This is a genomic window from Ruegeria sp. CDSC045 (genome assembly GCF_059610725.1).
Genome location: NZ_JBXWOE010000012.1, coordinates 124,867 through 139,240 on the forward strand (window position 1 = coordinate 124,867; position 14,374 = coordinate 139,240).

12 protein-coding genes and 1 tRNA gene are annotated in these 14,374 nt (G+C 57.3%); 6 read left to right on the plus strand and 7 right to left on the minus strand.

The window, feature by feature from the left end:
* The first annotated feature begins 73 nt into the window (after positions 1-73).
* On the plus strand, positions 74-832 hold the full coding sequence (locus tag AC2FH6_RS18445) for a nuclear transport factor 2 family protein (RefSeq protein WP_496703854.1): 759 nt from the start codon (positions 74-76) through the stop codon (positions 830-832).
* Between the two features lie 15 nt (positions 833-847).
* On the opposite strand, the gene AC2FH6_RS18450 is transcribed toward AC2FH6_RS18445, so the two are convergent.
* Both AC2FH6_RS18450 and AC2FH6_RS18455 read right to left on the minus strand, forming a co-directional pair.
* Positions 848-2,080 carry an HlyD family secretion protein gene (locus AC2FH6_RS18450; protein WP_496703855.1) on the minus strand — a complete coding sequence of 411 codons (1,233 nt, stop codon included), beginning with the start codon at positions 2,078-2,080 and terminating at the stop codon, positions 848-850.
* 3 nt (positions 2,081-2,083) lie between these two features.
* Positions 2,084-2,488, minus strand: coding sequence for a hypothetical protein (locus AC2FH6_RS18455; protein ID WP_142638956.1), 405 nt, complete (start codon positions 2,486-2,488; stop codon positions 2,084-2,086).
* 145 nt (positions 2,489-2,633) lie between these two features.
* Here AC2FH6_RS18455 and AC2FH6_RS18460 point away from each other — a divergent pair, with 145 nt between their 5' ends.
* From AC2FH6_RS18460 to AC2FH6_RS18470, 3 genes are all read left to right on the plus strand, one after another.
* A complete protein-coding gene (locus AC2FH6_RS18460) occupies positions 2,634-3,701 on the plus strand; it encodes an NAD(P)/FAD-dependent oxidoreductase (protein ID WP_281973636.1) in 1,068 nt (355 codons plus the stop codon).
* Complete coding sequence (locus AC2FH6_RS18465; RefSeq protein WP_496703856.1) at positions 3,698-4,351, plus strand: DUF938 domain-containing protein; 654 nt, start codon at positions 3,698-3,700, stop codon at positions 4,349-4,351. Before AC2FH6_RS18460 ends, AC2FH6_RS18465 begins: the two co-directional genes overlap by 4 nt.
* Before the next feature lie 68 nt (positions 4,352-4,419).
* Complete coding sequence (locus AC2FH6_RS18470; protein WP_142638962.1) at positions 4,420-4,755, plus strand: carboxymuconolactone decarboxylase family protein; 336 nt, start codon at positions 4,420-4,422, stop codon at positions 4,753-4,755.
* Between the two features lie 65 nt (positions 4,756-4,820).
* On the opposite strand, the gene AC2FH6_RS18475 is transcribed toward AC2FH6_RS18470, so the two are convergent.
* The 5 genes from AC2FH6_RS18475 to AC2FH6_RS18495 form a co-directional block, all read right to left on the minus strand.
* Positions 4,821-7,328, minus strand: coding sequence for a GcvT family protein (locus AC2FH6_RS18475; RefSeq protein WP_496703857.1), 2,508 nt, complete (start codon positions 7,326-7,328; stop codon positions 4,821-4,823).
* A 141-nt stretch (positions 7,329-7,469) separates the two neighbouring features.
* Positions 7,470-8,816 (minus strand): hypothetical protein, encoded by a 1,347-nt coding sequence (locus AC2FH6_RS18480; RefSeq protein ID WP_496703858.1) that lies wholly within the window; start codon positions 8,814-8,816, stop codon positions 7,470-7,472.
* A gap of 97 nt (positions 8,817-8,913) precedes the next feature.
* On the minus strand, positions 8,914-10,326 hold the full coding sequence (locus AC2FH6_RS18485) for an FAD-binding oxidoreductase (RefSeq protein ID WP_496701153.1): 1,413 nt from the start codon (positions 10,324-10,326) through the stop codon (positions 8,914-8,916).
* Between the two features lie 27 nt (positions 10,327-10,353).
* Positions 10,354-12,147, minus strand: a complete 1,794-nt coding sequence (ggt, locus tag AC2FH6_RS18490) for a gamma-glutamyltransferase (RefSeq protein WP_496703859.1) — start codon at positions 12,145-12,147, stop codon at positions 10,354-10,356.
* A 51-nt stretch (positions 12,148-12,198) separates the two neighbouring features.
* Entirely contained in the window at positions 12,199-13,185 is a 987-nt protein-coding gene (locus AC2FH6_RS18495; protein ID WP_281973630.1) for a 2-hydroxyacid dehydrogenase, read from the minus strand.
* Positions 13,186-13,376: 191 nt separating this feature from the next.
* Here AC2FH6_RS18495 and AC2FH6_RS18500 point away from each other — a divergent pair, with 191 nt between their 5' ends.
* Both AC2FH6_RS18500 and AC2FH6_RS18505 read left to right on the plus strand, forming a co-directional pair.
* On the plus strand, positions 13,377-13,844 hold the full coding sequence (locus AC2FH6_RS18500) for an SH3 domain-containing protein (RefSeq protein ID WP_282022367.1): 468 nt from the start codon (positions 13,377-13,379) through the stop codon (positions 13,842-13,844).
* A gap of 437 nt (positions 13,845-14,281) precedes the next feature.
* A tRNA-Gln gene (locus AC2FH6_RS18505) sits at positions 14,282-14,356 on the plus strand.
* Positions 14,357-14,374 lie beyond the last annotated feature (18 nt).

Sequence of the window (14,374 nt, forward strand, 5' to 3'; positions counted from 1 at the left end):
CTCTTGATCTTCGATAGCCCGAAACCAGCGCCAAGCACATTGATCCGCGGCTCTACCGATCAACGAGGACCAGATGAATTCAAAACGCGAATTGCTGCAGAAACTGTTGAAAGGTATCGAAACCGGGGATGCCGAGGCCGCAGCCGTCGTCAACGAAGAAAAATACATCCAGCACAATCCCCAGACCCATGAAGGCAGCGAGGGGCTGGCCACGTTGTTCGCCCGCCTGTCGAAAACAAATCCCAAGGTTAAATTTATTCGCGTTTTTGAAGATGGCGAATTCGCTTTTGCCCATAACGAATATGATTTTGCCGAAGTTAAGGCCGCGTTCGAGGTCTTTCGGTTTGAAGACAGCAAAGCTGTTGAGCACTGGGATAACATTCAGCCCCTGCGCGGCCCAAACGCTTCGGGACGCGGCATGCTTGATGGGCCAACTGAAATCACGGATATTGACAGAACCGAACAGAACCGGGAATTGGTCGGCAACTTCTCGCAAACTGTCCTGATAGACCGGCAAACCGAGCGGATGAAGGCGTTTGTTGATGCGAACCTGATACAACACGATCCCGATGGCGTTGACGGCATCGACGCCTATCGCATGGTGCTTGAAGCTAGATCAGACGCGGAGTTTATCGTTCGGTATCACCGCGTCCATCGTGTGCTGGCAGAAGGGAATTTCGTCCTGTGCATGAGCGAAGGTGCCAGTCACGGAAAACATACCAGCTTTTATGATCTGTTTCGGGTCGCAGACGGAGTGATCGTCGAGCAGTGGGGCACTATGGAAACCATAGCGCCCCGTAGCGAGTGGAAGAATGACAATGGCAAATTCTGATCTACGTAAGAGCCGTTAATGCCCAGTCAGAACCAGTGTGTTCACCGGCATCAGGATCAAACGCAGGCGCAGACCCGCCGCATGAACCACGCCGATCGTGTCGACGACATGCAGGAAAGCAGATTGCCAAAAGCCCAAATCTTCATGCTCCAGCCGCTCGTGGTTATCGGTGTAGACATTCGCCAGACAGTTGCTGCCGGGCGGGATATCATCCGCCATGCCCTTATAAAGCGGTTCAAAATAAACCAGGATCGAGCCCGGCACCTTGTTGGACTGCACGTCTCTAAGCTCGTCTGACGGGCGAATTTGTCCCGATGGGATCACATCCTGAACTTCGACCACCACAACCGGAATAACCGTGAACGGCTTGGTCATGCAGCCCAGCTCTCCGACCATGCCGGGTTTGATAACCTGCGCCGACATCTGATTGAACGCAGCCTGAAAGCGGTCATGCCCGGAATTTGACGGCACAAGAATACCTGCTGGACGTAGCAGAGGACTGACGTAATCGCCAACCTGCAAGCCGAACTGTTCGATCCTCCCCGTCACACCCGCGTTGATCACGGTCTTGTCCAGCTCGGTCAAAGCAGCATCCAGGTTCGCATTGGCGCTGGCCAGTTGGGCCGGGATCAGCTCTTCGATTTGCTGTACGACGGCAGCGCGTTGCGATTCAGCCGCAACCAGCTTGGCCTCTCGTTCGGCGACAAGGTTTTCCAGCCGGTCAATCTCGGCCAGGCGGACGGCGCTTGACCCTTCGTCCCGCAGGGTCGTATTGCGTTGCAAGTCCTCTAGCGCCTGATCCAGCGCCGCTTTTGCGCCCGCGATCCCGGCCGCGGCCTCGGCCAGATCGGTCTCCGCGACTTTCAGTGACGCCTGAACTTGCGCGATCTGCGCATGCGCTGCCTCAACCATTGCAGTCTGAGTAAAGTCCTCGATCCGGAAGATTGGCTGCCCAGCAACGACCTGTTGGTTGTTGGAGACATAGACCTCGGACACTCGCCCACCCAGTTGCGGCAGGATCGTCACCGTGCGGAAATACGAGGCCGCAGTTTTGCTGGCCGGGTGAAAATAGAACAGAGTGGTGATCACGGTCAGCGCCATAATGGCACAGGTTGTCAGACCCCAGCGCAGCTCGTACCACATGGTGAATAATGTGATCTCGTGCCCGATACGTTTTCCCTGCACAAAGCGGCGGAACAGATAATCAGGCAGCACTGTAACCAGCGCGCACATCAGTGTTTCAAGCATGTCCTATTGCTCCTGCTGCGCGACGGGTTCGGGGGATGGAACGGGATCGGGATCAGCAGGCGGTTGCGGCGCCAAAGATCGGATCGCATCGGCAATGGCACGCAAGGGCGCACCTATGTCGGGAAACTGGAATCCGGCGACCAGAATGGCTGCAATCCAGAACAATCCGTTATGAGTGAACAAAGCCAGCAGCGCAAGAATTCCCACAAGCTGAAACTGCGGGTGGTTGGATTCATGCGCGAGCTTTTCGGGGATCGAATGCAGGGTGAAATAGCCAACGCCGATCAGGATGATCACCACAACCGTGAAAATGAACATGACCGTCAAAAGAAAATCGCTGCCATCCGCCTGGGTCACGTAAGACGGAATGTGCCCCGTGGCCAATGGGTGTAAATCTGCTGTGCTCACCCTGCCCTCCTCTAAATGCTTTCCACTTCTTTGGATGGGTTGATGCGCAAATTCAACCCTGCTTAAAGTCTCAATTAGAATTCTACGGTCGTGCAGGGCGCATTCGACGTCAGAAAATCACGACTGCGGCCAGCAAAGGGGCGACATGATAGATTTCCTGATTATCGGCGGCGGTATTGCCGGGCTTAGCGCGGGCGCGCGGTTGTCAGAGCGCGGCCAGGTCACCGTGCTCGAAGGCGAAGAGGCGCTGGGCTATCACGCATCAGGCCGGTCCGCGGCTATGTTTGCACCCGCCTATGGTCCGCCTGCTGTTATTGCCCTCAACCTTGCCAGCGCAGCGCATTTTGAGACGAATGACTATCTGTCGCCACGCGGCTGGGTTCTGATCGGCGGGAAAGACCAACACGATGTGTTTCACCGGGATGCCGATCAACTTGGCGGCCGACAGATTTCCTTTGACGCGGCACAATCCCTTATCCCGATCCTGAACCCCGAAACCGTCGGGTTCGCGGCGCACAGCGACAGTGAACAAGATATAGATACCGACCGCATGATGCAGGATTTCGCCCGGACGATCCGTGGGAATGGTGGATCCGTTCTGACCCGGCAAAGCGTCACGGCAATTCGCAAACATAGGCACTGGATCGTCGAGGCCACCGAGAGCTTTGAGGCACGACACATCGTCAATGCAGCCGGCGCCTGGGTTGACGAAATCGCGGCGATGGCCGGTATCGCGCCGATTGGTATCCAGCCGCGCCGCCGCTCAATGGCCCGTATCCCGGCCCCCGGCGGGCATGACTTGCGCGCCTGGCCCATGATGTTGGGTGCGGGCGAAAGCTGGTATGCTAAACCCGACGCGGGCAAATTGCTGGTCTCACCTGCCGATGCCGATCCGACCGCCGCCCATGATGCATTTGCCGATGACATGGTTCTGGCCGAGGGCTTGGCCCGGTACGAGGCAATGGTCACCGAGCCTGTGACACGGGTCGAAACCAACTGGGCGGGCTTGCGCAGTTTCGCACCGGATGGCAGCCTGGTTTTGGGGCCCGATCCGACCGATCCTACATTTATCTGGTCTGCCGGTCAGGGCGGTTACGGGTTTCAGACGGCCCCTGCCGCATCCCAACTGGTAGCGGATCTGACAGTCGGCAACCAATCAAGTCTGGACACGGCGACCATCGCCTCTCTGAGACCAGACAGGTTGCACAGATGAACAAGCGCCCGTTACCCTCCAACGCCAGCGTCGCGACTGTAGGAGAGAACGGTCAGTTGGTCGCTCCGGCAGCCAGCCGTAACGTCGGGGCTTTGTGCGATCTTCTGGACCGGTTCGCCCCTTTGACCGGACAAGCGCTGGAACTGGCAAGTGGCACCGGTCAGCACATCGCAGCCTTTGCCGAATGCCGCCCCAGCATGCATTGGCAACCCAGTGAGGTTGAATCCGAACGGCAGGCCAGCATCAATGCCTACACCGCGGGCCTGCCGAATGTGTCTAAAGCAGTCGCTCTGGATGCAACCATCGAGGGTTGGCATCAGCCGTTTGGCGGCAGGGATCTGATCGTTCTGATCAATCTCTTGCACCTGATCAGCTGGGCCGAAGTGGAAACGCTTGTCGGCGAGGCAGCTCAAGCACTGAACGCGAATGGCCGGTTGATCCTCTATGGTCCCTTCATGCGCAACAATCGCCTGACCAGCGCGGGGGATCAACGATTTCATGCAGCTCTGGTCCAGCAGGATGCTGAAATCGGATATAAAAACGACGGAGACGTTTCTGAGCTTTTGGCCAATCACGACCTGAAAATCCTGGAAGTCGCGGAGATGCCTGCAAATAACCTGGCCTTCATCGTGGAAAAATCTGACACCTGATCCAGATCAAAGCCCGACCGAGGCCAACTAAACATATTCCAAACACACGATGTTAAATGGAATGTAGCATGCCCTGGCAGGAAAAGATCAACGACACGCGAAAAGGTCTTCGCAATTTGAACGGCGCAATCCCTGATACCGCCCGCGCCTTCGGTGCGCTTGGCGCGGCGGTCAAGCAAGGCGGAACGCTGGACTACAAGACCAAAGAATTCATCGCTCTTGGCATATCCATAGCGGACCGATGCGAACCCTGTATCATGCTGCACACCGAAGCTTTGATCAAAGCCGGCGCGTCACGTGACGAGGTTTCGGACGTTCTGTCCATGGCGGTTCAGATGGGGGGCGGGCCGTCGATGATGTACGCCTCTAAGGCGCTGGACTGCTTCGACGAGCTGAGTGCATGAAAAAAGCCCGCGTGCCGCGGGCATTTGAAGGCGGCACCAAAAAGGTGCCGCCGTTCTTATCCAGATCAGCCGTCCTTGCGGATGACCTCGTTTTTCGGATCATAGGGGCTGTCGCAGGTGACGACCGCATCCCACAATTTGTCCTGAAGCTTGACCTTCAGCTTGGTGCCTTCCACCGCCAGATCGGGCTTCACATAGCCCATGCCGATGGATTTCTCGAAGGCTACTGAATAGCCACCCGAAGTCAGACGACCGACGCGTTCACCTTCCGGCGTATACAACACTTCACGGCCCCACGGATCGGCATCCTCCGGTCCGTCGATCAGCAGGGTGCAGCATTTCACGCGCACGCCAGTCTCTTCCAGCTTGGCCTTGCCATAGAAGTCCTTGGACAGGTCAACAAAGCGCGGCAGGTCGGCTTCCAGCGGGGTCGCGTCGCGGCCCAGTTCGGTGCCGAAGGCGCGATAGGATTTCTCCTGACGCAGCCAGTTCTGTGCGCGTGCGCCGACCAGCTTCATGCCATGCTTCTCACCCGCTTTTTCCAGCAGGTCGAACAGGTAGTTCTGCATTTCAATCGGGTGGTGCAGTTCCCAACCCAGCTCACCGGTATAGGCCACACGGATCGAGTTGACCGGGCACATGCCCAGTTCGATCTGACGGGCCGACAGCCATGGGAAGCGCTTGTTGGACAGCGCGGTTTCCGGATCGGCGTCCTTGATGATCTCTTTCAGAACGTCCCGCGATTTGGGTCCGGCGATGGCAAAGACACCCCACTGAGTGGTCACGTCCTGGATCTCGATATAGCCGAACTCCTCCATCTTGTCCTCGGCCGCCTTGCGCAGGAAGTCGGCGTCGTACTCGGTCCATGCCCCGGCAGAGACGATATAGTAGTTGTTCTCGCCGTTGCGGACGATGGTGTATTCGGTGCGGGTGGTACCGTGCGAGGTCAACGCGTAGGTCAGGTTGATGCGACCGACCTTGGGCAGCTTGTTGCAGGTGAACCAATCCAGGAACTGGGTCGCTCCGGGGCCTTTGACGACATGCTTTGTGAAGGCCGATGCGTCGATCAGGCCAACGCCTTCGCGGATCGCCTTTGCTTCGTCAACGGCATGCTGCCACCAGCCACCGCGGCGGAACGAGCGGGCATCATGGTCGAAGTTTTCGGGTGCATCCAGCGGACCGAAGTAGTTCGGGCGCTCCCAGCCGTTAACCCAGCCAAACTGTGCGCCGCGGGCCTTTTGGCGATCATAAGCCGGGGCTGTCCGTAGTGGGCGGCAGGCAGCGCGTTCTTCGTCGGGGTGGTGCAGGATGTAGACGTGCTCATAGCACTCTTCGTTCTTGCGCGCCGCGAACTCGGTGGTCATCCAGTTGCTGCTATAGCGTTTGGGGTCCAGCGAGGCCATGTCGATCTCGGCTTCTCCATCGACCATCATCTGGGCCAGATAATAACCGGTGCCACCCGCAGCGGTGATACCAAAGCTGAAGCCCTCGGCCAGCCACATATTGCGCAGACCCGGCGCGGGTCCAACCAGCGGGTTACCGTCGGGGGTGTAGCAGATCGGGCCGTTGAAATCGTCTTTCAGACCGGATTCAGCACAGGACGGCACACGTTCGGCCATCGCCATGTACTGATCCGCAATCCGGTCCAGATCGAGCGGGAACAGATCAGCACGGAAGCTGTCCGGCACGCCGTGTTCGAACTGCGCCGGCGCACCATGTTCATAGATCCCCAAAATCCAGCCGCCGCGTTCCTCGCGTGCGTAGGATTCGTTGTCGGCATCGCGGACAACAGGGTGTTCGGGGTTGCCCGCTTCACGCCATTTGACCAGCTCAGGGTCTTTGTCCATGACTATGAAGGTGTGTTCGACCGGGATCGCGGGCATCTTGATGCCCAGCATTTTCGCGGTCCGCTGTGCGTGGTTGCCCGATGCGGTCACGACATGCTCGGCGGTGATAACCACCTGCTCATCCGACGGAATGAGGTTACCGCCCTTCTCGACCATTTTGGTGCAGGTGACTTCCCAATGAGTGCCATTCCAATGGAAGGCATCGGCCTGCAGCTTGCGAACGATCTCAACACCGCGTTGACGCGCACCCTTGGCCATCGCCTGTGTCACGTCTGCTGGGTTAATATAGCCGTCCTCGGTGTGATATATCGCGCCCTTCAGGTCCGAGGTCTCGATCAGCGGCCAGCGTTCCTTGATCTGGTCCGGAGTCAGCCATTCATAGGCAACGTCACAGGTTTCGGCGGTGGACGCGTACAGCATGTATTCGTCCATGCGCTCCTGGGTCTGCGCCATGCGCAGGTTGCCAACCACGGCGAAACCCGCGTTCAGGCCGGTCTCATCTTCAAGCTGCTTGTAGAAATCGACCGAGTATTTGTGGATATGCGTGGTAGCATAGGACATGTTGAACAGCGGCAGCAAACCCGCCGCATGCCAGGTTGAGCCTGATGTCAGTTCATCCCGCTCGATCAGCATGACATCGTCCCAGCCTGCCTTGGCCAGATGATAGGCAATCGAAGTGCCGACGGCGCCGCCGCCAACGACCAGTGCTTTGACTTGGGTTTTCATAGCCGGGTGTCTCCCCTTGGAATCTGTTGCCACCATATGGCGCAATCAGCGCCCACCGCGCGACATTCATCCGACCAGTGATATAAAAAAAACGACCCTCAGACATCCGGGGGTCGTTTTTCCTAAAAGTTTTGAACTTTCTCAGCCGCCAGACAGCGAGCAGGTCTTGCGTGCATCTTTGAAGGCGCATTTGCCCGAAGACCCTGCTCCACCCTTGTTCACACGAATCTCGGATGCTTCGTTCACACGTTTCCCAGAAACATCGGCAGTTTCTGAACCTTTAAAAAACGACTTCAGGCCGCCGAACAAACCGCTCGAGCTTTTCGGTTCGACCTCTTTTTCTTCCGACCCACCCGTTAGCTTCCCGAAAAGTCGCCCAAAAACACTGCCACCAGAACCATCCGCATCTGCGTTTTCAATTTCCAGGCCAGCCAACCCTTTGCGATACCCGATCTGGATCAAATCATCCGGGGATTGGATATTGTTTGCCGTCAGATCGAAAGTATCAGATGGCAACCCGTGTTGTGCCGCCATTGTATTGGCAAGCAAGGCCAACCCGTTGATGTTTTCGATCCGCAACTGAGCAATCTCGCTGCGCAGCCGGGTGAACTCGGCCCGGACTTCGGCCATTTGCAAGGCGCGCTCAATGCCGCCATCTGGGTCGGTAACCGCCTCGTTTCCTACACCAGGCACCGGCCGGCTAAGCAACGCGTTCATCCCATCATAGTCAAGCTGGCTGAGGAATATGCGCACATCCTGCTCCGGGGCATCCGTGTACATCTCAACACGTATTTCCTCACCCAGACCCAGGGTGCCCGTATAGATCTGGAACCCAACCGGCTGAGTCAGATCCGTCACTTTGGCAGTGATCATCGACCAGACTTTACGGACATCGAGATGGATCGGGCTGTACTCAGCTTCGACGAACTGAAAATAGGCAACGCCCCCGATCACACCGAACGGAGCATAGTTGCTGGCGCCGAAATCCATCGAGTCGATCGATCTTGCGATATTGCCCGCAAGTGAATCCGCGGAAGCCTCCTGCCGCAGTTTGATCTCAATCCAGTAAGTGTGACCAGCCTTTTCATAAACCCAGCTTGCCTTATCCAGTTTTTTTGCCTGTATTTCAGCTTTTTGAACAGCCACCTTACTGGCAAGCGGGCGCGCTGCCTCGCTGACTGATTTCAAGCCCCCCCCTTCACGCGCATCGAGCGTGAAGTCACTATCCATTATTGCCCGACGCGAAAGCTCTGAATCCGGGACCGGCATATAGGGCTTGCCCCCTGCGCGCCAACGCTTCTGGCGGTCGCGTTCTGCCGCTTCGGCATCCAGTTCTTCATGATAAAGGGCGAACCGCGTTTTGAGCGTTTCCACATAGCCGTTTGCCGACAGCGTACCTTCGTGTTTCTTATCCTGCTGGTAGTAATCCAGCCCGGCGACAACCAATCCAACAATCAGCGCAAACCCGATCAGCCGCAACGCGTCCATCAAATTACCTCAATATTCATTCACTGCTTATTTCGCGCAGAATCTTTGAAAATTGAGGCATCCTTGTGGCCTAGATACGGAATAATCCGCGCGGTTTTTACCCGTCCCGAGCCGGAAATATTTTTCCCGGGTTCATGATATTGTCGGGATCAAGCGCCTTTTTCACCGCCTCCATAAAGGTCAGCGCTGCCCCTAGCTCCTTGGCCAGGTATGACCGCTTTCCTTGCCCGATCCCATGTTCCCCGGTACAGGTTCCCTCCATCTCGATCGCAAGGTCATTCAACCACCCAACAAACCCGTCCGCCTTGGCCACTTCGTCGGCGTTTTCCATATCGATCAACAGCAAGGTGTGAAAATTACCGTCCCCTACATGCCCGACAATCGGCGCCAAAAGCCCAAGTTCCTTGGCCTTGTTTCGGGTCGCAGTCACGCATTCTGCCAGTCGCGAGATCGGTACGCAAACATCGGTTGATATGCCCCGCGCACCGGGGCGCAACTGCAAGCTGGCCCAATACATATCATGGCGTGCCTGCCAGAGTTTGTTGCGTTCTTCGGTTGTCGAAGTGGCCGCGAAATCTGTGCCGCCGAACTCTTCGGCGATCTGACCAAATGTCTCAGCCTGCTCGACCGCACCACCAGTTGATCCATGAAACTCCAACAGCAAAAGCGGGGTTTCCGGTAAGGTCAGTCCCGAATAGGCGTTTGCGGCCTTCACCGACACCTCGTCCAACAACTCGATCCGGGCCACGGGAACGCCGTACTGGATCGTCATCATTACAGCCTGACATGCCGCGTCGACAGAAGGAAACACACAACGCGCCGAGGTGATCGCTTCGGGGATGCCTTGCAGACGCAGAGTGAGTTCTGTGATGATGCCCAGCGTGCCCTCTGCGCCCACCATCAGGCGGGTCAAGTCATACCCGGCCGACGACTTTCTGGCCCGCTGCCCGGTTCGGATGATTTGCCCGTCCGGCATCACGGCCTCAAGGCTAAGGATATTGTCCTTCATCGTGCCATAGCGCACCGCATTGGTTCCCGAAGCACGGGTCGCCGCCATACCGCCCAGCGAGGCGTTCGCACCGGGATCAATCGGAAAGAACAGACCCTGATCACGCAGATGAGTATTCAGCTCCTCTCGCGTTACACCTGGTTGCACGACACAATCCAAATCATCGGAATGAACGGCCAGTACCTTGTTCATCTGAGACAGATCGACCGAAATGCCACCGGCTGGCGCGTTCACATGCCCTTCCAGTGAGGTTCCGGTGCCAAAGGCAATCACAGGGACCTTATGCGTGGCGCAGGCCTTGACGATTTCCGAGACTTCCTGGGTCGAATGCGGAAACACCACCGCATCAGGGGGCTGGTTTTCGATCCATGTGGTCGTATGCCCGTGCTGCTCGCGGATCGCCTGACCCGTTTGCAAACGGTCGCCGAATTGCTGTTTCAGAATGCCGACGACCGTTTCAATCCCCGCCTCGTTTCGCCGAAGCGACTTTGCCTGCACCATGCTTTCCCTTTCTGACTGGCCGCTAGACTATTCGCCCAGCGCAATGCCCTCACGTCGCGGATCGGCACCGCCTGTCAGCATGTCCCCGATCTCGATGGCATGAAGACCTGATGTCAGATCACGCGCGTTGACCTCATAGCCAAGTTCGGTCAGCGCATCCGAAAGCCCTTCGGCCCCGGTGCCCTGTTCCACGTCGAACGTGCCGAAACGATTGACCAGATGCGGCAGTGCCAAGGCCTGTTGCACATCCATATCCCAATCTGCCCAGGCGATGATCGACTTGGCGACATAACCGATAATCCGGCTTCCGCCCGGCGATCCGATGGCCAGAACCGGTGCACCGTCCTGCATCACAATGGTCGGGCTCATGGATGAGCGCGGGCGTTTGCCCGGTTCCAGACGGTTGGCAATCGGAACGCCATCACTGTGGGTTTTGAACGAGAAATCCGTCAGCTCATTGTTCAGCAAGAACCCGTTGGTCATCAGCCGCGATCCAAAGCCGTTTTCGATCGTCGTGGTCATGGACAGCACATTGCCATACTGGTCCACGATCGAAATATGCGAGGTCGACGGAAGTTCCAGCGAGATATCATCCGCCCAGTTCGAGGCATGGTCAAATTCGGGATTCCCCGGACCGGCGTCGATCAATGCGGCCTCACCGCTCAGCAACGCGCCCCGTTCGGACAAATAGGCAGGATCGACCAGCCCCTGTGTCGGCATCGGGACAAAATCATGGTCAGCCATATAGCGCCCACGGTCGGCAAAAGCCAAACGCGAAGCATCCCCGATCAGCCGCCAGGATCTGATATCTTCGGGGCCTGACGCTGCCAGATCATAGCCGTTCAACATGCCCAGAATCTGCCCGACCGTCAGCGCCCCTGAGGATGGCGGGCCCATTCCACAGACTTCATAAACGCGGTAGGTGGCGCAGACGGGGTCACGTTCGATGACCTGATAAAGCGCCAGATCTGTACCAGACAGCACGCCCGGATTCCCAGGCGCGTTGCGAACCGCGCTGACGATCCCGGCGGCAATCTCTCCTCCGTAGAATCCAGCCGATCCTTCCGCAGCCATGATGCGCAGCGTTTCCGCATAGGCCGGGTTCGTCAACCGCTGCCCCTGTGCAAGCGGCTGTCCTTCCGGCAGGAAATACGCGGCTGTCTCGGGAAATCGCGACAGGCGTTCCGCGTCATTCTCAACAAGGCTGGCCAATCGAGGGGAAACCAAAAAACCCTCATCAGCCAACGTAATGCCGTCAGAAAACAGGCCGGGCCACGGGCTGCGGCCCCAGCGGCGATGCGCCTCTTCCAACAAAGCCGGGGTGCCGGGTGTGCCGACGGAAAGTCCCCCGACAACCGCATCAAAGAATTTCAGCGGTTCGCCATTCTCGTCCTGAAACAGACGATGGGTGGCCTCAAGCGGGGCGGCTTCACGTCCGTCCAGTGTTGTCAACTTGCCAGAGGCCGCATCATACCAGACCAGAAATGCACCACCACCAAGGCCCGAGGATTGCGGCTCGACCAAACCAAGTACAACCTGCACGGCAACCATCGCATCAGCCGCCGAACCGCCTGCCCGCAGCACCTTGGCCCCAGCCTCAACCGCCAGAGGGTTGGCCGCGGCCACCATCCAGTTCTGCGACGTCACGGGTTCACCGGCCAATTTCGCTTCGAGTGAGGCTATGACTTCTGCGGTCAGGCCTTGAACCTGCCCGTCAGTACCACCCTCAGGTGCAACCGCATCCGCAGCTTCCTGAGAGGCCAACGGCCCGGCAAAGGTCATGGTTGCCAAAAGCAATCCCGAAATCAGACTTCGTTTCATAGTATCCTCCTGAAAAATTGACTTTGTATCGTCCGGCCACCAAGCCGCGTACTATAACATGGACGGAACAACCTGGTCCGGTGGTCGGTGGCCGTCTTCGAATGTCTTGATATTTATGATAACTTTTTCGCCCATTTCGATCCGCCCCTCAAGCGTGGCAGATCCCATATGCGGCAACAGAACAACGTTCGGCAACTGCCGTAGGCGAGGGTTCACCTTCGTTCCGTGTTCGTAAACGTCAAGACCTGCACCTGCGATATCGCCTGACCGGATTTGGCGGGTTAGCGCGTTTTCATCGACCACTTCGCCACGTGACGTATTGACGAGCACTGCACTGGGCTTCATCAGCTTTAGCCGCCGGGCATTCATCAGGTGAAAAGTCGAAGGCGTAGACGGGCAGTTGACCGAGATCACATCCATCCGTGCGACCATCTGATCAAGGCTTTCCCAATAGGTCGCCTCAAGCTCTTGCTCTGTCTCCGGCCTCAACCTACGACGGTTGTGGTAATGTATCTGCATTCCGAAGGCACTGGCACGACGGGCAACCGCCTGACCAATCCGGCCCATCCCCAAAATGCCAAGACGCCGCCCACCGATCCGCCCACCCAGCAACGCGTTGGGTGACCATCCTTGCCAGTCCCCCTTTTGCATGACGGACAGCCCCTCGGGGATGCGGCGGGTCACGGCCAATATCAGCGCCATGGTCATATCCGCAGTATCGTCGGTCAGCACTCCGGGCGTATTCGACACAAGGATGCCGCGCTGACGGGCGGTTGCGACATCGATATTGTCAACCCCTGCCCCATAGTTGGCGATCAGTCGCAGCCTTTCACCCGCCCGCCCCAGCAATCCGCCATCAATCGAGTCTGTAACCGTTGGTACAAGTACATCCGCTTCTTGTACGGCCGCTACAAGCTCTTCTCGGGTCATGGGTGCGTCGTCCGCACGCAACCGGACATCGAACAGCTCGCTCAATCGGGTTTCAACAGCCTCGGGCAACCGTCGCGTAACGACAACACTCAGACGTTCTCTAGGCACCTGTGTACTCCCACTGCTTTGCAAACTTTCGCGCGTCATGGCATCGTGGCGCAGGATAAGGCGGGGCACAAGAACCCCTGGGCATTGATCCAACCTTTTTTCGAAGCAAAATTAACAGGCATAAGAGCAGACTGTCAGTGAGTGTTCTCCTACCAGTAAATCGCCGGATTCTGGCGCTTTTTTCAGTAATTATGCTTGTGCTTGGTCCCTTGGTGGCCAGCGCACAGGATAAGCGTGGCCAAGTCACGAATCTGCCTTTGCCACGGTATGTTTCCATGAAAGCGGCCGAGGGAAACGTGCGCAGAGGACCATCCCTGTCGCATCGAATCGACTGGGTGTTCAAACGGCGTGGGATGCCTTTGCAGGTGACAGCGGAATATGGCAACTGGAGAAAGGTTCAGGACCGCGATGGCGCAGGGGGTTGGGTCCATTACGCCTTGTTGTCTGGCGTGCGCACAGTACTGATCGAATCCGACTTGCTGCCGGTCTATTCCAACCCGGACCCAAACTCGCAGGTCAGTGCGCGGTTTGAAACCGGCGTTGTCGCGCGGCTTGGAACCTGCACGATCGAGTGGTGTCGCATCTCTGCAGGTGGCTATCGTGGCTGGGCCCTGAAATCCAACCTTTGGGGCGTCGATCCCTCAGAGATTCGCGAGTAGCGCTGATCTCAGAGCAACCGGCAATGAAGTTCCCGATCCGCCACTCTCGAACTTGCTTATTCTTGTTATCTGCTTCGGCATTGGGCCGCCCTACGTAAGCAGGAGGCGCAACAAAGGGGTGCAGCGCCAGAAAGACCACATTCGCGACTGCCACTCGCCCTCGTTAAACCAATCGAAAACCTGCTTCCTGTCCGCCTGCCAGACGAATCCTCGCCCGGCCCAGCCGTTCAACATCTGTCCGCAGAGTCATGCTTCATTGGCGGAAGGGCCAATTTACAGCCGTTGCCATCAAACCATGTTCAACACCTTCGGGCAGGAAGAGGTGCAGCTAACATGACCCGTGAAAGATGCTCTGAATTTTTTTTATAACTGGCCTAATTTTTTGCCTGAAAGCTCTTGAACCCTACCAACAACAATCGTAGATAGCGCCTCACCGTTGGGGTGTAGCCAAGTGGTAAGGCAGCAGTTTTTGGTACTGTGTATCGTAGGTTCGAATCCTACCACCCCAGCCAGTTCATCAGATCATAGAA

Bases quoted from the DNA above. Each gene is read 5' to 3' on its own strand.
- AC2FH6_RS18445 (WP_496703854.1), top strand. From the start codon at position 74: ATGAATTCAAAACGCGAATTGCTGCAGAAACTGTTGAAAGGTATCGAA.
- AC2FH6_RS18470 (WP_142638962.1), top strand. From the start codon at position 4,420: ATGCCCTGGCAGGAAAAGATCAACGACACGCGAAAAGGTCTTCGCAAT.
- AC2FH6_RS18485 (WP_496701153.1), bottom strand. From the start codon at position 10,326: ATGGTGCAGGCAAAGTCGCTTCGGCGAAACGAGGCGGGGATTGAAACG.
- AC2FH6_RS18460 (WP_281973636.1), top strand. From the start codon at position 2,634: ATGATAGATTTCCTGATTATCGGCGGCGGTATTGCCGGGCTTAGCGCG.
- AC2FH6_RS18450 (WP_496703855.1), bottom strand. From the start codon at position 2,080: ATGCTTGAAACACTGATGTGCGCGCTGGTTACAGTGCTGCCTGATTAT.
- AC2FH6_RS18480 (WP_496703858.1), bottom strand. From the start codon at position 8,816: ATGGACGCGTTGCGGCTGATCGGGTTTGCGCTGATTGTTGGATTGGTT.
- AC2FH6_RS18465 (WP_496703856.1), top strand. From the start codon at position 3,698: ATGAACAAGCGCCCGTTACCCTCCAACGCCAGCGTCGCGACTGTAGGA.
- AC2FH6_RS18500 (WP_282022367.1), top strand. From the start codon at position 13,377: ATGCTTGTGCTTGGTCCCTTGGTGGCCAGCGCACAGGATAAGCGTGGC.
- AC2FH6_RS18475 (WP_496703857.1), bottom strand. From the start codon at position 7,328: ATGAAAACCCAAGTCAAAGCACTGGTCGTTGGCGGCGGCGCCGTCGGC.
- ggt (WP_496703859.1), bottom strand. From the start codon at position 12,147: ATGAAACGAAGTCTGATTTCGGGATTGCTTTTGGCAACCATGACCTTT.